Annotated in this window: 22 protein-coding genes; 2 read left to right on the top strand and 20 right to left on the bottom strand. The window is 43.4% G+C overall.

What is annotated here, in order from left to right:
* Positions 1-70: 70 nt before the first annotated feature.
* The 18 genes from EGC86_RS20665 to EGC86_RS20585 form a co-directional block, all read right to left on the bottom strand.
* The gene (locus EGC86_RS20665; protein WP_123778874.1) at positions 71-790 is read right to left on the bottom strand and encodes a phage tail tube protein; all 720 of its coding nucleotides are present in this window, start codon (positions 788-790) and stop codon (positions 71-73) included.
* Complete coding sequence (locus EGC86_RS20660; RefSeq protein WP_123778873.1) at positions 787-1,212, bottom strand: hypothetical protein; 426 nt, start codon at positions 1,210-1,212, stop codon at positions 787-789. The genes EGC86_RS20665 and EGC86_RS20660 overlap by 4 nt, the downstream gene beginning before the upstream one ends.
* A 25-nt stretch (positions 1,213-1,237) precedes the next feature.
* On the bottom strand, positions 1,238-1,789 hold the full coding sequence (locus EGC86_RS20655; RefSeq protein ID WP_123778872.1) for a hypothetical protein: 552 nt from the start codon (positions 1,787-1,789) through the stop codon (positions 1,238-1,240).
* Positions 1,790-1,798: 9 nt separating this feature from the next.
* A complete protein-coding gene (locus EGC86_RS20650; protein WP_123778871.1) occupies positions 1,799-2,125 on the bottom strand; it encodes a hypothetical protein in 327 nt (108 codons plus the stop codon).
* The gene (locus EGC86_RS20645) at positions 2,118-2,438 is read right to left on the bottom strand and encodes a DUF2190 family protein (protein WP_123778870.1); all 321 of its coding nucleotides are present in this window, start codon (positions 2,436-2,438) and stop codon (positions 2,118-2,120) included. Before EGC86_RS20645 ends, EGC86_RS20650 begins: the two co-directional genes overlap by 8 nt.
* A gap of 104 nt (positions 2,439-2,542) precedes the next feature.
* Positions 2,543-4,612: a ClpP-like prohead protease/major capsid protein fusion protein gene (locus tag EGC86_RS20640; protein ID WP_245423192.1), complete on the bottom strand. Its 2,070-nt coding sequence runs from the start codon at positions 4,610-4,612 to the stop codon at positions 2,543-2,545.
* On the bottom strand, positions 4,533-6,092 hold the full coding sequence (locus EGC86_RS20635) for a phage portal protein (protein WP_123778869.1): 1,560 nt from the start codon (positions 6,090-6,092) through the stop codon (positions 4,533-4,535). The genes EGC86_RS20640 and EGC86_RS20635 overlap by 80 nt, the downstream gene beginning before the upstream one ends.
* 8 nt (positions 6,093-6,100) lie before the next feature.
* The gene (locus EGC86_RS20630; RefSeq protein ID WP_123778868.1) at positions 6,101-6,304 is read right to left on the bottom strand and encodes a hypothetical protein; all 204 of its coding nucleotides are present in this window, start codon (positions 6,302-6,304) and stop codon (positions 6,101-6,103) included.
* Entirely contained in the window at positions 6,304-8,286 is a 1,983-nt protein-coding gene (locus tag EGC86_RS20625) for a phage terminase large subunit family protein (protein WP_123778867.1), read from the bottom strand. Before EGC86_RS20625 ends, EGC86_RS20630 begins: the two co-directional genes overlap by 1 nt.
* On the bottom strand, positions 8,261-8,794 hold the full coding sequence (locus EGC86_RS20620) for a terminase small subunit (RefSeq protein ID WP_123778866.1): 534 nt from the start codon (positions 8,792-8,794) through the stop codon (positions 8,261-8,263). Before EGC86_RS20620 ends, EGC86_RS20625 begins: the two co-directional genes overlap by 26 nt.
* A 3-nt stretch (positions 8,795-8,797) precedes the next feature.
* Positions 8,798-9,103, bottom strand: coding sequence for an HP1 family phage holin (locus EGC86_RS20615; protein WP_245423191.1), 306 nt, complete (start codon positions 9,101-9,103; stop codon positions 8,798-8,800).
* A complete protein-coding gene (lysC, locus tag EGC86_RS21250; protein ID WP_425376055.1) occupies positions 9,087-9,320 on the bottom strand; it encodes an Rz1-like lysis system protein LysC in 234 nt (77 codons plus the stop codon). Before lysC ends, EGC86_RS20615 begins: the two co-directional genes overlap by 17 nt.
* A complete protein-coding gene (locus EGC86_RS20610; RefSeq protein ID WP_123778864.1) occupies positions 9,241-9,678 on the bottom strand; it encodes a hypothetical protein in 438 nt (145 codons plus the stop codon). The genes lysC and EGC86_RS20610 overlap by 80 nt, the downstream gene beginning before the upstream one ends.
* Positions 9,678-10,145 (bottom strand): lysozyme, encoded by a 468-nt coding sequence (locus EGC86_RS20605; RefSeq protein WP_123778863.1) that lies wholly within the window; start codon positions 10,143-10,145, stop codon positions 9,678-9,680. Before EGC86_RS20605 ends, EGC86_RS20610 begins: the two co-directional genes overlap by 1 nt.
* A gap of 428 nt (positions 10,146-10,573) precedes the next feature.
* Positions 10,574-10,963, bottom strand: a complete 390-nt coding sequence (locus EGC86_RS20600) for a hypothetical protein (protein ID WP_123778862.1) — start codon at positions 10,961-10,963, stop codon at positions 10,574-10,576.
* 325 nt (positions 10,964-11,288) lie between these two features.
* Positions 11,289-11,714, bottom strand: a complete 426-nt coding sequence (locus EGC86_RS20595; protein WP_123778861.1) for a hypothetical protein — start codon at positions 11,712-11,714, stop codon at positions 11,289-11,291.
* The gene (locus tag EGC86_RS20590) at positions 11,711-12,385 is read right to left on the bottom strand and encodes a hypothetical protein (protein WP_123778860.1); all 675 of its coding nucleotides are present in this window, start codon (positions 12,383-12,385) and stop codon (positions 11,711-11,713) included. Before EGC86_RS20590 ends, EGC86_RS20595 begins: the two co-directional genes overlap by 4 nt.
* A gap of 381 nt (positions 12,386-12,766) precedes the next feature.
* A complete protein-coding gene (locus EGC86_RS20585; RefSeq protein WP_123778859.1) occupies positions 12,767-13,396 on the bottom strand; it encodes a hypothetical protein in 630 nt (209 codons plus the stop codon).
* A 386-nt stretch (positions 13,397-13,782) separates the two neighbouring features.
* On the opposite strand from EGC86_RS20585, the gene EGC86_RS21115 reads away from it, so the two are divergent.
* Together EGC86_RS21115 and EGC86_RS20580 are read left to right on the top strand one after the other, a co-directional pair.
* Complete coding sequence (locus EGC86_RS21115) at positions 13,783-13,923, top strand: hypothetical protein (protein WP_245423190.1); 141 nt, start codon at positions 13,783-13,785, stop codon at positions 13,921-13,923.
* Positions 13,924-13,966: 43 nt separating this feature from the next.
* Positions 13,967-14,551, top strand: coding sequence for a Rha family transcriptional regulator (locus EGC86_RS20580; RefSeq protein WP_123778858.1), 585 nt, complete (start codon positions 13,967-13,969; stop codon positions 14,549-14,551).
* A gap of 125 nt (positions 14,552-14,676) precedes the next feature.
* Here EGC86_RS20580 and EGC86_RS20930 read toward each other — a convergent pair whose 3' ends face one another.
* Positions 14,677-15,366, bottom strand: a complete 690-nt coding sequence (locus EGC86_RS20930; protein ID WP_165872474.1) for a hypothetical protein — start codon at positions 15,364-15,366, stop codon at positions 14,677-14,679.
* A 478-nt stretch (positions 15,367-15,844) separates the two neighbouring features.
* Complete coding sequence (locus EGC86_RS20575; RefSeq protein ID WP_123778857.1) at positions 15,845-16,252, bottom strand: hypothetical protein; 408 nt, start codon at positions 16,250-16,252, stop codon at positions 15,845-15,847.
* Between the last annotated feature and the right edge of the window lie 226 nt (positions 16,253-16,478).

Genomic DNA, 16,478 nt, shown 5'->3' with positions numbered 1-16,478 from the left:
AAAAATAAAATAAAAAACCCACAACACTCAAGTAGTAAGAAAGTGCTGTGGGTTGTTGGGGTAAAACGATTTACGCTGCGCTACGCACAAAGAACTTAGACTTACCTGCTGCAACGATTGCCGTATTGGCCAATACGCCACCTTCAATGTCGAACGAACCAAAGTCGTCACCGATCAAATCTAGGCCTGATGTTGGGCTAGGCTTCCAGCGGTAGAACTTAAGCGTGTAAGGTTTTCCCGTGGCATCGTTGACGCCATCAACAATCACTTTGACCTCAGCGCCTGACTCAACCAGTGCTTGCAAAGCGTTACCCGCTTTACTGGTGTAACTGACTTTTAACGATTCTGCTGCAGTAATAGCACCGGAGCTTAATGCACGAATACCACCGGCACTAACAACATAATCAACATCAACGTCGTAAGTAGTTGAACCTGCGGCATTAGTGACAACTGGCGGGATAGTGGTATCAATCATTTTAGCGGTGTCGGCTAAACCATCTAATATGGCAATAATCACTTCGTCGGTGACAGCACCGGCGGTTAATACTTCAACTTTACCGCGCAAGCCCAATGCTAAGTTGGCGTTACTAAAATCGTTTAATGTCATCGATAGCTTTACCGATTTCACTTTAGTGATTTCAGCGGCATTACCGCCACCGCCACGATAGTTAGGCTGCTCTTTGGTTTCTTGCTCGATGTCGATTTTTACGCCACTGGCGTTACCAACATCGCGGCCATTGACATACACAATGCCTGAGCCGATGTAACTTTCGGTTACGGTTTCGCTCATAATTTATCTCCAAATGTAACTAAATGAACAAGGGTTAAGGTAATGACCGCCAGACCATGTTTTTCATGGGCTTCGGGCATAATGTATTTACAGGGTTCAGCTTCTTTAAAGCTGATAGAACTAAGCAACCACGAGGGTTTTTCAGTGTTACGCTCGTCTTTAAAAAAGGCAGTGCGAATGTCTCGAACTAAGTTGATTAGTTCGGCGGTGGGTTCGGTTGATTTACTTAAATTGATACCGGCTACCACTTGTAAGGCAATTTCATCACGGTATTTATCTAGCCCGTTTTTAGCACCAAACAAATCGGTGTAAGGCTGCAAAAAAATAAACTGTTGTTCTTTTGCCAGCCCTTGGGTGTAAAACCCTTCGCGCACAGTTGCACCGTCAACCAATTTGAGTCGGTCTAAAATAGTTTGGATCATGGGTACCTCGATGCCTGGTAAAAGACTACTTAGCGTATTGGCCATATTTTTTACGCAGATGGGCAATAATGGGTGGTTCTAAATCGTCACGCATAAAGCCAAAGCTGCCTGCCACTGAAGGGCCGTATAACGCTTTTTGTCCGTTAAGTTCACGCCAAGAGTTATCACCCTTTTTGCGACTAAACATAAGTTGATTACCGTTGCGGCCAATGACAGTAAACGCACCACTAAACCACACGGGCTTATTGCGAATAACGTTTATGCTAAAGCCACCGGCGACCCTTGCCGCCCGCTTACCCACTTTATAACGTGGGCTGGCAAAACGGGTTAAGGTGCTGGGGCGCATCCTTGCGCTGATGTAAGACCTAAGGGTTTTGGAGTTAATGCTGACACTGAAATGCTGCTCTACATACGACTTAGACTTAAAGCCGTACTTTGAGAATATTTCATCTACAGCGAGTTGATTCCCAAATTTAGCGGCATCATCTATTGCCTTTTCAATGGCTGGCGACTGCGCATCACGCATGCGTTTAAGCTCGCGATTTACGGCGTCAAAGCCTGTCATTGTTAACGCCATGATGTCGCCTTAAAGTTGAATATAAATATAAGTCACACATACCGAGTCGGTGCTAACCCGTTGCGTTAAGCGGCACTCTGCACCGTTAATGGTGAATACATCACCGGAATTAACATCACCCTCGGTGAGTAAGAACTCAGCACGCATGATTAACTCGGGCACATACTCATTAGACGATGCGGCAATTTCGCTGCCGTTATCATCTAACGAAACCAAACGGTTATAAGGTGTTGCCCCATCCATTGGGGCAAACTCGCACGGGTCAGCCAAGCGTTGAAACACCCGAGCTATTTTGGCATTTACTCGGTCAGCAAATACCGATGCCAAGCTAGGCATTAACTTTTACCCATACTGTATCGCTTGGGTTAGCCGCATCGGCCCAAGCTTTACCGGCTAAGGTGTTGCCTGATGCAACACTAGTGATCATGCCATCAGCCTTTATATACACCTGCCCACCTTGGGTAATGTCATCGGCGGTCACTTTTGGCAACTCGTACACCCCTTCGGTTGCACCTACGCCCGCTTCACCAATAGCAACACTGCCAAGCGACACGGCAACCACTTTACCTAATAATACTGGGTCACCACTAGCAACTGCTGCCGTGGCGATAAAGTCGATGGTAGTGCCATCTGCTACACAATTTTTCATAAGGTTTTTCCCAATTACGTTAAAAATTTGCCATTAAAAAGGCCGCTTACTCATGGCGAGTTCGCGACCCTGTTGTTGTAAAAGGCTTTAGGTTTACCACTGCCTTATACACCTGTTGATTTAACCAATCCACGGTGATCAAGTGGTGAAACACCGGCATCAATACGCACTTTGGTTGCAACACCATCAACAGTGAAACCTTGTTGCTGTTCAATGTATGGCGTGTCGATACCATCAAGGTAAGCCACTTCAATTGTGTCTTCACCTTGAGCTGCTGATAAGTACCACTCTTTATCGCTTTTCGCTTTTAAACGTGGCTCTGACAACACTTCAACAAAGTCGCGGATTGGGTTAGCAATACCTGAGTTTGCATCAGTGCCTTTAACCGACGTTGACTGAATGATTTGCAGCACCGCACGCTTAAGATTTGGCGGTACCAATGCAAATGCTGGCATGATGTTTAATGGTGATTCGCCAATCATTTGCGATTCCATTAATTCAGCCGCAATACTGAATGCTTCAACGCTTGGCGCACCCGATGCCAAGTTACCGTGATCGGCATGGAACAAAGCTTTGCCGTCGTTCATTTTGGCGTTTTTGGTTAACACAGCCCAAAACAAATCACCAATAGTGCGCTTAGCGGCTTTACCCATTTTCATCGGTACGCCCATTAACATGTCCATGTCATCGTTGATAACCGTTTGGCGTGTTAACGTGAAAATGCCCCCGTAGGTTGCTAGGGCAATCTTTTCAGCGTGGTCACCCACAGTAATGTACTTGTATTCAGCACCGTCTTTCACTTCCGGTAAGCTTTTAAACTCACCCATGCCAACACGATGCGCCACTTTAAAGTCACTTAACTGACCTTTTTTGGCTATACGTTCAAAGGTTTCAGCCGCTTCAGCCCACCCTTTTAATACTGACTTATTGGCCACATCTAACATGATGTTACCGAAATCAGACGAGGTATGAGTAAACGCTAACCCCACCATTTGCATCACGTTCATACCGGCACAACCAATACCACGGTCAGCTAACGATGCACGAGCAAGTTCACGTAAGTTATAGCTACCATAGCCATTGTCTTTTTGTGCCGCTTCATGGCCTGCTCGTGCCATTAATTGCGCACGAATTGAGTCACCCACAATGTTACCGTTGCTGGCATGAATAATGACACTTTTAGGCTGTACGGCGCATGGCGTGACACCTTCGCCAAGCTTAGCCAAAATCATGTCTTTGGCTTTGTCTGCGTTGATGTTGGCATCAGCAATACAGCTGTTTTTAAGTTCAGCTAATTGCGGGAACGTAGCAAACGCGGCATTAATACCGCTAATACGTTCTGCATTAAAGGTAATGGCAGCAGCTTGAATATCAGCTTGCGACGGTGCCGCGGGTGCTGGTACCGATGCAGCGGGTGTTGGTGGATTAGCTGCTGGCGCAGGCGAATTTGGGGTGGTAGCACCGATATTGCCCTGTTGTGCTAGCAGGGTTTGTAATGCTTTAGGCATATTATTAAAGTCCTTCAGTCGTTTAAAATTAATTGATGCAGCCATTTGCATCGGTTCTATCACTTCATCTGCTAGCCCAAGAGCAACCGCTTCTTGTGCAGACAACCAAGTGTCTTCTTTAAAAAATTGTCCTAGCTGTTCATCACTTAACTTGCCGCCGGCTTTATCTTGATAAGCCTTGCCCATGCTTGAGCGCCACTTATCGAGCAAGTCTGCGTATTCACGTAAATCATCAGCGGTACCAACTGCACCGCCCCAATTACTGTGGATCATCAAAAAGGCATTGGACGGCATAATCACGGTGTCGAATGCCATGCAAATAACACTGGCCATAGAAGCAGCAACCGACTCAATACAAATCGACTTTTGGCAAGGCCAGCGAGCCAGAATGTTATAAATGGCCATGCCGTCCATCACATCGCCGCCACCCGATTGAATGTAAGCGTTAATCTGCGACACTTTGCCCATTGCGCGTAGGTCAGTGGCGATTTGTTTGGCGGTAAAATCCCAGCCAACATCGCCATATAAAATCAATTCGACCACGCCATTTGCAGCACCTTTCATGCTGTAGATACCGCGTTTTTCTTTACTCTCGGTCAAGCTCGCTGATGCGCTTGGCATTAGCATCATGGCGGCCACGGCTAGACTTAGTTTTGTCTTTTTCACTTGGGGTTTCTCCGTTTTGTGGCTCTGGGTCGTTACCCGTAACCATGTCGTTTTCGCGGTTAAACTTCACCTCACGTTGACGTTGTCGTTTAACTTCGCTTGGGTTACGGCCACGAGCTCGCGCCCAGTCAGCCTCGGTGGCGGCATTACCGGCTATCATCATTTCCCAACCTTGGGATTCTTTGCGGGGGTCAATCCATGGCATGGTGGGCCCATAATACACCGCATCAAACAAGGTGCGGGTGTCTAGGTCTGGCGGCAGGGTTATAGGGTCTTGCTTGTTCATTAACTCCATTTCCAACCAGTTACGAAACGCAGGCCGCGCCCAACCGGCACAAAACCATTGCTGCATAATGCGGTTCGACTCGTCTTGCTCAACCAGCTCTTGGCGTTGGCTTGAGTAACTGCCTTGATAGTCACGGGCAATACTTGAATAACTGCCACGGGTACCCGCAGCACAGGCTTTTAACTGGCCATTACGAAAATCGACTAAATGCACGTTGGGGCGATTTGACTCAATCATGCCGACATCTTCACCAACAGCGAGATCATCAAAGGTCATGCCTGGTGCAATATTGATTTCACGGTCAGCTTTGGCATCACCATCTAGGCCAAACATACTGGCGTCACCACGTTTGATGTAAAACGCTAACGCTGCAGCAATACGAGCGGCTACCCGTTCAGACTCTTCATAGTCTTTAATGTCGCCAAGGCGGGTTAAAATGCCGTGAAAAATACTGATACCGCGCAGCTGGTGCAAACGCTTAAACATGCCAAGGTGCAGCATGTTACTTGCGGGTACGGCTTTAGTTTTGTAGCGAAAGCCAATTTGGTCAGACGGGTGATCAAACAACACATGGTAATTAACCACCTGCCCCCAACCATTAACCTCTAACCCTTGTCGAACGCGGGTTGATACATCGTTAAGTTCAAACGGAATGTAATCAGGCTCTAACGCTTCAATACTGTATTGCGTGCCTTGCGGATTGGGATGACCAAACTTAGCCACCTTGCCACGCACTTGATGGCCGAATACTTCACCGTCGCGCAATGCGGTACGTAGCACTAAGCGTTCAAGCTCTGGCCGAGTGTAGCGCCCTGTTACATCAGGCTTTATTGACCATGCAGCAAAACGACGCTGAATATCATTGGCCAGTTCGTCGAGTATTTCACCACTAATACTGCGGGGCTGTGGCTCAACCACAATTCCTTGGGCACCAATAACCCGTTCTTCCATGCGGTCTAAAATACCAATACTAAGGTCGTGGTTTTCGTCTAACCATCGTGCCTGTTCACGCAAGCTTTTACCTGCTGCAAATACTGCTTGGTTAGCACCGCGTCCCTCTTTATTGGCTTTATGGGTTCGGCTTGGGCTGGCAGCTTCGTAACCTTTAAGGTTGCGATAGCTCATTGCAGCCGCCTGTCGTTTTAGCGCCCAGCCAGGGGATAAATACGACAGTGCATCGTTAATAATGCTCATATTGATTCCTATCCAAATCGGGCGAGTGTGGTACCCCGTGGGCGGGTGTACATGCTTAAGGTGCGCTGCCACTCCATGCGGCCTTTGCGAATTTGTTCCAGGTCTTCTGTACTCATCATTTTGCCGTTGATGCTGACGGACTTACCCGCCAACACATCTTTTTCGGCTTCGATATACAGCGCGACCATGTCTGCCGCTTCTTGCTTTGACATTACAGCCAGCCTCCTGATTTAGCCGAACCACCATTTAACCAGTCATTGGCTTGGCTCTTTTTCGGTTTTTTAGGTTTGAGGGATTCATCGGTTGATGCTTCGTTTTGAGTGTCGGTTGTTATCACTTTACTGAGCGATTCGAGATTAATGCCAAAGCGATCAATGGCGATATACAGCGCAGCCAAGGCATACACAAAACAGTCGAGCGCTTCGTTACGTCTGCCGCCAGCTTCCCAGCGATAAACAATGCGACCGTCGCGGCGTGTCGGCAATTTTCGTTCAGACGTTAACTGTTGCAGTTCGGTGTCATCACAAATGCTGTCGTTCAGTGGCAAATGAATGGCACCAGGTGTACGCGTATCAACACTGGGTTGAGTGCGCATCATGGCCATAATCAACTCTTTGGCGTTGTCGGTACCCACCTCGGTTAAATACACACCTTTGTTGCTTCGCTTGCGCGGGAAATTGGCAATCGGCTTGCCGTATATATTGGCGCCTTTAATGGGTACCACGCGGAACAAACCCAGCTTTTTACTCATTGAGTAAACGGTATCGGAGTAATGGCCGCCCGAATCCCAACACGTTGTGCCAATGCTCAACACAATGCCGTCGTTACGGGGGTAACTTTGGTTTAAGCGCAGCGCGACTTTATCGAGTAGCACTTGGCTGGCTGGGTCGCCATACAAAATAAACCTATCGATTAAGGCGCACTCTTTACCTGCACCCCACCCCCAAACACGGCCTTCATAACGGTCGTCTTGGGTATCAACACCCGCCGTAACATACACTACCCAATCGGGCATTTTACCGTTGGGGTACATTTCACGCCTGCGGCCTAAGTCTTCCCACTCAATGCGTTCGCCGTTGTCGTTGTCCCACGGCTGGCCCAATTTGGTGTTAACAAAGGTTTGTAACTTTTCTTTATCGCCTTTAGCTTTGTAAAACTCGGTGACTAGCTTGGCCCAACTGTTAAGCGTGTTATAGGCCGACCAGATATAAATCGAGATATTTTCGGGCGTTAAAAAGTCGTCGCCGTCTTTGTCGAAAAACGAAATAAAGTCTGAGGTGTAAATGCCCGTTTTGTCGCATATCCATAAAGCACTTGGGTGTTCTTCCATGTCGTGCAGTTGATTGTTTTCAATGCAGCAACCGCAGTGTTCACAAACGTAATAAGCGGTTTTTGGGTCGCTACCTTGCCACTTAATACCAAAGGGTTCAGTTTTACCGCCCCACTTTAAATGCTGCAGCTCGTCGCAATGTGGGCAAGGCAAATTGAATCTAAATTGGTATTGGCTTTCGCTACAGGCTTTTTCAATTTGGCAGGTACCTAATACTTTAGGCGTTGAACCCCGTATCGATTTAGGAAACAACGACAGTTCAACACGGGTATCACCTAACGAGGTGGCATTACCTTCGTGTTCGATTGACTCATCAAAACCGGCTAACTCATCGTAAATAACATCATCGGTTGATATTTCACGGTAGTTAGCCGCGGCAGTACCACCACGCACCATTAAGGTTTTACCGTTGGTAAAAATTTTATCTTCTAAGGTACTGTCTTTATGTTTGCGGCCAATCCACGGCGCTAAGGCTTTCCAAATCGGCATGTCACGTATTGCCGTTTCAACGTGCTTTTTCATAAACGTTTTGGCGGCACCGTCACGCGGCTGGTATATCAACACGTTACGTTTTTTGTGTTCTATCTTGTAACCCGCATTGGCCATGAGCATTTTGGTGTAACCCACACGCGCTGACTTCATAATGTTCAGCGTGGTGATTTGGTCGTTACCCATGGCATTCAATATGCCGATTTGAAACGGTAGGCTTTCCCACTTACCTTCGGTGTACGACGATTCAGACGACATATAAAAATGCGTGTCTGCGTATTCACTACAGGTCAACATAGGTGGACGATAAAACGATTTAAGACCTGCAGCGACAGCAGCTTTCAAATTTTTAATCTGTGCTTCTGATATATTCATCTAATAAATCCTCAATGCCGTTGGCCAGTTCAGCGGCGGTGTTTTGGCTTTTAATCACTTCGGCGCGAATAGCGTCTATGGTGCGTTCGGGCATATCGGGGAATTTACGTTTTACACGAATGTGTATTTGGTCCAGCACTGGCGATATTTGCGCAGCTATGCGACTCAGCACAAATGAGCAAAAGGTCACCTCGACCACTTCTTTGCCGTCTTTTTCGTTTTTAAGCTCTTGGCCGTAGGCTTGAGCTTTGATTAAGCGCCAACGCTCAAACTCGATATTGGGCTTGTCGTTATCTTCGGGCGTTGGATTGCTTACATGTTTTTTACGCTCATTGGCCACGCGGTTACCCACCACGTCGCTCATGGTGTACAAACACTCACGGCCTTTTTTACTGGTGATCGGCACATCCCATTTATCGAACGCCTGGGTACTAATACCCAAACTTTTGCACAGGTCGGTTTTATTCAGTAGCACTGGCTCGGCGTCGGGTGTTTGAATACGTGCCATTAGCTAGTCCTTGTGAATATCGTCTAACACATGGCTACATCGCTCTTCTTCAATATGCTGCAATTGTTTAAGCAACACCTGCTCTTGCAGCGCTTGTATTCTGGCTTCACGCTCACTTTTTAATGTCGCACGCTGGCGCTGGCGGTCTTTATAAAACCAGTTAATAAACGCGGTAAACACAGCACACAACACGCCGACTAACACCCCAATATCCATATCGTTCACATAACTGCCTGCAGCGGTAAAAAACGAGGCAATGTAAGACAATAACGAGGTGAGTTTTGCACTTAGGTCAGTCGTTATGCTCATATTGCTGCCGCCATTGTTGTAGGCGCAGCATGTTTGCATTACAACTTGCTAGCGCATTAGTTTGGGTAAGTGAGTGTTTAAGTAAATCCAGATTTGAGAACCCAATAAAACGTGGGTTATCACAAAGCTCAAGCCAATCAGGGGGCGGTAACACATAAACCGTTTTGGTCAGTGTCACCACTTTGACAATCGGTTTGCTTGAGCAGCTGCACAGCATCACTAGGCAAATCAGTATTAGCCCATGTTTTAGTTGGCTCATGGTTTGATGTCCTTAGCTGATTAGCACGTGCTAGTTTGTGGTCTAACGTCGATTGGAGATCGGCTACTTGCTTACGGTGCGAGGTGTTTAGCTCGGTGATAATACGGTAATCACGTTCAAGCGTTTTGATGCGTTCATCTTTGTTAGCGTTGCTGCTCAGTAACGCATCCACGCTAACTTGCGATTGCAACAAGTCATGGCTTAACGTGCCGTTTTTAGCTTTGAGTGAGGTAATGCCTAACGCCCCAACAGCAACTACCGTGGCTAAAATGATGACAATGCATAACAGCACTGTGGTTTTAAAGTCGTTAAACATTACAAATCCCTCAAACAATAACGCCGCTCATTTGAGCGGCGTTTAATTAAGCCAGGTAACTTTTTCTTTTTGGCATAAATCCACCTCGGCAACTCATTACATGCGCCAACGCGGTCACCTGCCCACAACTTTTTACGCAGCGTAGAAGCCCCAAAAGCTTCGGCCCCAACATTGTAAATAAAACTCAAATAGGCAATGTGCTCACCCTCGCTTAATGGCGGGGTGAGTTTAACCAATTCACGGTCAAAGCTTTTAAGGCTGGTTGCCAGCATGTCTAAGCACTGCTGATTAGTGAACACCATGCCAAGTTTAATGTTATGGCCAGTTTGGCCAAAGCAGGCAGTTTCAATACCGGCAGGGTCAACATAGGTGCGTAATACTTCACCTTCACCCGTAGCAACTAACACACCGCCCGTAAGAATGGCACCAGTAAACCCCAGCGCCAAAAGCCTAGTTTTAATATTCATGCAGCTCCTGGTAAATATGAGCAAAAAAAGGGCTCCAATACAGGAGCCCAACGGCGGTGATGTAACCTAAGAGGAAGCAAAGCCAGTTACGCAGTGGTATCAAGCTTATATAAACTGTACCGGTTTTCAGCGGTGAAAATACGCCATATATGGCGTGTTTTACGCCACATATGGCGTTGGTCGAATTGCATTTGTGTGATATGTAAAACCGATAACTTCTAGATTTGATTTAAAAGTTATCGGTTAAGTGAGTTACCAACATTTAAGAATTGGCGCACTAGCGCTTTAACACACTGAATTACATTATGCGAACTATAGAGAGTTGAAATTAACGCCGCCATAACCGGCAGCCGTGCGCGGAGCGCGCTTTAGGCTGTCCAGCCACGTAGTGACGATGGTTGATGGCCTTGTTATATTTTCTATGTTCATTAAAAGTGATTAATGTTCACCATTTTGTGCACTTCTTTTTCCCATTCATCTACATTTTTATTTAAAAATTCAGAAAATAAAAAATTTATTTGATTAGGTTCCAATCGTTTCTTTACAAAAATAATATCAAAAAAATACTTAATCTGTTGTTCGCTTGTATTTTTATCATAAATAAATTCTACATATAAAAAGTCACCAATGTTTTTTGCAAATTCAGGTGAAGTACCATTTTCATTTGATACTGATTTTATAGAAGTAATTAATTGCAGTGGTAAGTTATGGGATTTAGCCCAATCATTAACCCAGTCCCAATCGACAGTTCCTTGAACCAAATGATCTTCGATTGAATACTTTCCGATTGGATCGATCAAATAATTATATATTGCCAATGAAGTATCCAAAAACATAACAGCTTACTGAACGACTCGACCGATAAAACCGCCCGTTTAAGTTATTGATTAATATCATCCTACATTTCCTATGTCTTTGAAGTAAAAAAATTTAATGACTCTTACTCTCAAATAAAAAACTTAAATTGTACGTTAAAAGTGCCAACGTCAAATGTAAAAATAATCGTGGGTGGCCATGTTTCGCCCATAAAAGTTATCGGTTAAGTGATTTGCAGCAAGTAAGAATACGGCAATAGACTTTAATGCGCTGAATCAGATTATGTTAACTATAGTGAATTGAGATTAAACACCTAATAAATCAGCACTATTTTGTTGTATTTTTGTTTTCGTTCACCGAACCTATGTGGGCATCTAATTGTTTCTGTATGCCATTGACCGTTACTTCAATAATTCCAACTTTAGAAGAAGCCGTTTCGTTTTTACTGATATCTTTTTCTGCGCCGTCCAAGTCTCTTTGAAGGTAAGCAACATCTGATTTGAGCAAAGATATATTTTCTCTATTATTTGATATATCGGAATTTACAGACATTAACGTAGAGAAGTAAGTTACCACTGCTGTTAACACGAGGCCTCCACCATAAATCATAATTTCTTTAACGCTAAAACCAGATTCTCCTGATGAAGTTGGTGGTGGGCTCGGCGCTGGCACATAACCATGAGGCAAAGCTGGCGAAGATGATGAAGTAGCCCCTGCGTATGGTGCATTAGTGGACGTCGAAGCCCTACTCATTTGACTAACCCCTCAACCTCGGCTTCAGAAAGTCTAGGTGCGTACTTCTGTGATATTTTTGATAGCGTTTCAAGGTCAAAGTGAGTCCCATGCTTTAGATTATTATTTATATCTCTAAGCACTAGAATTCCTTTTTCCGCTACTCCATTAGTTACGGCTTCAACAGAACTTATTTCGAGGATATCATTAATTTTATAACCAAATGATTCGCTTTGTTTATTATATCTAAGACTTAATTCTTCTGAACCATCAATAGCATTAGTAAAGTATTTATTTCGTAGAGTTCGGCTTGCAGTATTATCTTTATGGAAATATCTCGCAACCATGCCAAATCTAACTATTTCTTGTTTTTCTAATATGTATTTTATCAAGCCTGACACTTTTGCATTAAAGTCTTTTAAGATATCTGTATTTGATTTATTTTCGTCAGTCCGCTCTAATGTAAAATCGATTCTGGACCTAGATATATTACATCCATAAATCCCACTGCTAGATCTTAGTATTATCACCGGGACTTCAGGTGGTAACTCCCTAGGTGTTGGTATCATCTGCGGCATGGCATCAAAAACATTGAGCATTTTTGCATTTAAATCACCAAAATCAATATCAGGACGCTCAACAATGTCTCTGAGAAAAAAAGCAAATTGAAGATTCAATATTTTTGTTTTCATTTATACTCCATAAATTTGGATATTAATCGAGGCATAACGTTTTAGTATTTGTGCGGGGCACAGTTTACACCACTAATTGATTGTTGGACTTGGCTGTTGCCGAGTCCAGGTTAATGGCTACACATTTATGCTATAGGAATCTGCTTTTTTTGATGCCGGCGCTGGGCTGCAAAGCAATGTTGAATTGATTATGAGGCTTGATTTGTATCTGTTCAATTTCAATTTCCTTTTCATAGTGGTGTTCCATCACATTTTTTAGTTTAGCTGATTCAATGAGACTAATACAGTAAATTGAAGCTTGATTTGGCTCCGTGCAGCGGCTTAGTTCAGCGGCGTATTCAGCTGCACCGTAGGCGTCTGCTGGAATTTCTTGTTATGTTTTCACTCAATATTGTAGAAGTAATCTTCAATATTTTTTGAAGTAATACCAAATTTTGGCATGTTTATTTCTTGAAGATTATGTTCATTGTGTAAATTAATAAGCCACTGATAACGTATTTTGTAGAACCTGATTGTTGGCGTTATTCCAAATTGGCTTTCTGCTGCGTTTAAAAAATCATAGAGACAAAGAATAGGTTTAGCTACAGAAATTCGATAACGATGTTTGAAAATATGATCTGTTTCTATAAGCGTTGGAACATGCTTAAACTTTGACAAATCATTGTGTAAGTCTCTAAAGGTAACTTCGTTCTCTTGAAATAAAACAGTACTATCTAGCGATTGTTCTACAAAATTAGAAGCTTCACGTATTGCGTCATGAGCTTCAGAAGTTCTAATTGAGATCAAATTGCTTGTTAAAGTATTTTCAGTAGCCACATATGTTTTGTATATAAAATACAACGTTACGATACTAAATGGAATTGTAATTGTTCCAGCCAAATAACTACCAAAACTTCCCCAGTCAGCTGCTTCACTAGAAAAACCATAATGAAAGTTGAAAAAGTATGTTACTACAGCAAATGCAGCGACCAAAAATGCGCAAAAAAACAATATTTTTTCTTTAGGTAACACTCACTACTCCTTTGAAAACATAGCTTATTGAACAGATTGACCGATAAAGCCGCCCGTTTAAGTTATTGATTAATATCATCCTACGTTTCCTATGTCTTTGAAGTAAAGCAATTTAATGACTCTTCATCTCAAATAAAAAACCTAAATTGCACGTTAAAAGTGCCAACATCAAACTAAAGCAATAAACCAAAAATATCAGCATATTAGAGCAGGACAATACAACCGCCAAACGGTTAGCTTTATAAAATAGCTGAAGGGTTATCGATAACTCACTTAACTGATAACTCATAAGTAAAATTGACAAATGCGCCTAAGTGGGGCGATACTAATCAGGTATTGGCAAAATCCAATGCCGGGATTAGTACCCCGCAGTATCACAGGCGCAATTGTCGCCAGCCTTTCGTGCTGGTTTTTTATTGCGTGACTCGGCGCACCACTACTATGGTGGGCTGGGTGAGGCAGCCATTTGGCTGGCCGTTCCTGTGGCGGTAGTACTAACCTTGCTCAGCTCATCACCCAATGATTAGTACCGTTTGGTGATGATTACTCTCGAACACAGGAGTGTCACCCATGAACTTACAACAGTCTAAAAACTACCCTGCGCAATTGGTCTTTATTAACGGCCAACAAACCATTACCAATTCACTGATCGTCGCTGATTATTTTGGCAAACTGCACCACCATGTATTGCGTAAAATAGAGACTATTTTAAAAGATGCGCCACACGAATTTACGTCCAACCATTTTTGGTGTAACGTGCAAAATCAACAGGTTGGTGCAACAACACGTGATTTAAAGTGTTACCACCTGACCAAAGACGGTTTTATGTTTTTAGTGATGGGCTTTACCGGTGCCAAAGCTGCCGAACTCAAGATCAATTTCATTAATGCCTTCAACGAAGCCCAAAAGCGACTTAGCCGCACGACACACCCGTTTGAGCGTCAGCGCATGATGTTTACATGGGAAGGCGGCAAAATAGTGAGCTCACAACCGATACATGATGACCAGTTTGTCACCAGCCGCGATAAATTAGTGCAGTACATGCGCGAACCCCGCTTTTTATCTCTTGAGCAATTGCTAGAAATCAGTGAAGCCGCAAACCAACAAATCGCGACACTAGCAAGATTGGCAGAGAAACAAGCCCGCTTACGCTAAAAACACCGCTAAACGCCCATAAAAATGGCTACATCAAGTAGCCATTTTTGTTTGTAGGTAATAAACGTGAGCATTCGGGCTTGTTCTACACTTGAAATAAGGACGCACTTGCGCTCGGCCTTTCCTTATTTGCTATGTTTTTTCATCAACAGTCTAATTAGCTTTGGATCAGTATGGATACCAATAACTAAATTAGAACCAGAAATTACTTTTTTACTACCATCAGATTGATTGAAATCAATATTAAAATCTGAGTTTAATTTTTGGATAACCTCTGAGTCAATTTCTACTGCATTCTTAGAAGCATCAACAAGAGTAAAGCTGACATTAGCACTTAATGTTGTCGTGATAACATCAAAATGAGTACCGTCATCCATGTATGTCGCAATCAGATCTACTAAATCAGAGTTATCTTTTAGACCTGCTTTAATAGCAGTATAAATTGTATTTTTTGCGACTACAGTTGTTTTAGTATTAGTAAAATCTACCTGAATATTTTCTGTTGAAGCAAATTCATACTTTCCTTTTAGGATTTTACTTATTTCAGTTGCAAGAGTAGCCCTAATAGTACTGGTTTCAGCACTTGAGATATTCCAACCTTCAGATGTTGTAGCTTGATCCCAAGGTATATCTGACTGAAATGTAATTTCAACTTTGCGCGGGTTAGAGTATATTTCTACGATTTGTCCTGATTTAAACGCATTACTTGGGAATGGTAATTCAGTAAAGCCTGTGTGCTTCTCTAGCCCAACCTGATTACTTGCACAACTTGCAAGCATAATTGTAGCGATTATAACCAATATATATCTTTTCATAGTGATTATTCCTTTATTTAAGTTCCCATAAAACATCCATGAACACTTGGGATTAATGCTCGCGACTACAATATATAACGTTATAGTATTTATGCGTTGCGCTGTTTGCATAGCACAAACCGCTTGTTTGACTTGGCCATTGCCGAGTCCAGGTTAATGGGTACGCTTTATGCTAAAGGAATTTGCTTTTTTTGATGCCTGCTCTCGGCTGTAGATCAATTTTGAATTGATTATGAGGCTTGATTTGTATGTGTTCAATTGCAATTCCCTTGTCATTATAGTGCTCCATCACATCTTTTCTAAGTCTAACTGATTCAATGAGGTTAATACACACGATTAAGTCAGCATTTAGCTCCGCCCAGCGGCTTAGTTCAACGCCCGCATAAGGGGCTGATAATAGTTTGCTAAAATGTGAAGCGAAGCGGAACCGAGCAAACTGTTAGCAGTCCCGTGCTTAATGCGCTTGTTATAAAACCTATCACCGAACCCAATACATTACTTTATTTACACCTTCATTTTCAATTACTTGAGGGTGTGATGCAAAAGCTATGATTTTTGATTTAACAGGTTCACAACCAAATGACTTAACGCATGGTTCGATAAACCATTTATTAAAACTTGGATCATGCTCAGTTAATGCGGCTAACACTAAATCATCAAAGAGAGCTTTAGGTATGGGGTTAACTTTTTCCAAAAGCTTTACTACAAACCACTTTTTATCAGGATGAACTAAAGCTGAAGTGAACCACGCTAACGAATGAGGATTGTCTTTTGGAAAATTAGAAGCGATTTTGCCTACAAGTTTGCGGACAAGGTGATGGCTTTCATTCTTATCTATTAGCGATTTTGCTTGGATATATTCTTCGTAAAGTGCTTCGAGGTTCATCCGTTACCTTTGGCTTTATAACGCCACGTTAAGCGGCAAAAAATTGTTGGCTAAAATTGTGAACGGAGTGAAACAGCCAACTGTTTTGTCCGTTTGAACGCCTTGATACTCATTGAGCCCCCTCCCTAGCAAGCCGCATCAGCGGTATGCTTAAGGTGACTAAACCAACAGGAGAAAGCTCAATGAGATTTTATAATAACTCACATCCATACTACTGTGGTATCGA

This window comes from Shewanella frigidimarina, from assembly GCF_003797125.1.
In the GTDB taxonomy this organism is placed as follows: Bacteria; Pseudomonadota; Gammaproteobacteria; order Enterobacterales; family Shewanellaceae; genus Shewanella; species Shewanella frigidimarina.
The sequence above is the reverse complement of the archived record's forward strand: the minus strand, read 5'-3'. Positions and strand labels throughout refer to the sequence as shown.

Coding starts and splice junctions, on each gene's coding strand:
- EGC86_RS20635 (WP_123778869.1), bottom strand. CDS start 6,092: ATGAGCATTATTAACGATGCACTGTCGTATTTATCCCCTGGCTGGGCG.
- EGC86_RS20625 (WP_123778867.1), bottom strand. CDS start 8,286: ATGAATATATCAGAAGCACAGATTAAAAATTTGAAAGCTGCTGTCGCT.
- EGC86_RS20575 (WP_123778857.1), bottom strand. CDS start 16,252: ATGAACCTCGAAGCACTTTACGAAGAATATATCCAAGCAAAATCGCTA.
- EGC86_RS20605 (WP_123778863.1), bottom strand. CDS start 10,145: ATGAATATTAAAACTAGGCTTTTGGCGCTGGGGTTTACTGGTGCCATT.
- EGC86_RS20610 (WP_123778864.1), bottom strand. CDS start 9,678: ATGTTTAACGACTTTAAAACCACAGTGCTGTTATGCATTGTCATCATT.
- EGC86_RS20665 (WP_123778874.1), bottom strand. CDS start 790: ATGAGCGAAACCGTAACCGAAAGTTACATCGGCTCAGGCATTGTGTAT.
- EGC86_RS20595 (WP_123778861.1), bottom strand. CDS start 11,714: ATGAGTAGGGCTTCGACGTCCACTAATGCACCATACGCAGGGGCTACT.
- EGC86_RS20620 (WP_123778866.1), bottom strand. CDS start 8,794: ATGGCACGTATTCAAACACCCGACGCCGAGCCAGTGCTACTGAATAAA.
- lysC (WP_425376055.1), bottom strand. CDS start 9,320: ATGCTGTGCAGCTGCTCAAGCAAACCGATTGTCAAAGTGGTGACACTG.
- EGC86_RS20590 (WP_123778860.1), bottom strand. CDS start 12,385: ATGAAAACAAAAATATTGAATCTTCAATTTGCTTTTTTTCTCAGAGAC.
- EGC86_RS20930 (WP_165872474.1), bottom strand. CDS start 15,366: ATGAAAAGATATATATTGGTTATAATCGCTACAATTATGCTTGCAAGT.
- EGC86_RS20655 (WP_123778872.1), bottom strand. CDS start 1,789: ATGGCGTTAACAATGACAGGCTTTGACGCCGTAAATCGCGAGCTTAAA.
- EGC86_RS20615 (WP_245423191.1), bottom strand. CDS start 9,103: ATGAGCATAACGACTGACCTAAGTGCAAAACTCACCTCGTTATTGTCT.
- EGC86_RS20645 (WP_123778870.1), bottom strand. CDS start 2,438: ATGAAAAATTGTGTAGCAGATGGCACTACCATCGACTTTATCGCCACG.
- EGC86_RS20630 (WP_123778868.1), bottom strand. CDS start 6,304: ATGTCAAAGCAAGAAGCGGCAGACATGGTCGCGCTGTATATCGAAGCC.
- EGC86_RS20660 (WP_123778873.1), bottom strand. CDS start 1,212: ATGATCCAAACTATTTTAGACCGACTCAAATTGGTTGACGGTGCAACT.
- EGC86_RS20650 (WP_123778871.1), bottom strand. CDS start 2,125: ATGCCTAGCTTGGCATCGGTATTTGCTGACCGAGTAAATGCCAAAATA.
- EGC86_RS20580 (WP_123778858.1), top strand. CDS start 13,967: ATGAACTTACAACAGTCTAAAAACTACCCTGCGCAATTGGTCTTTATT.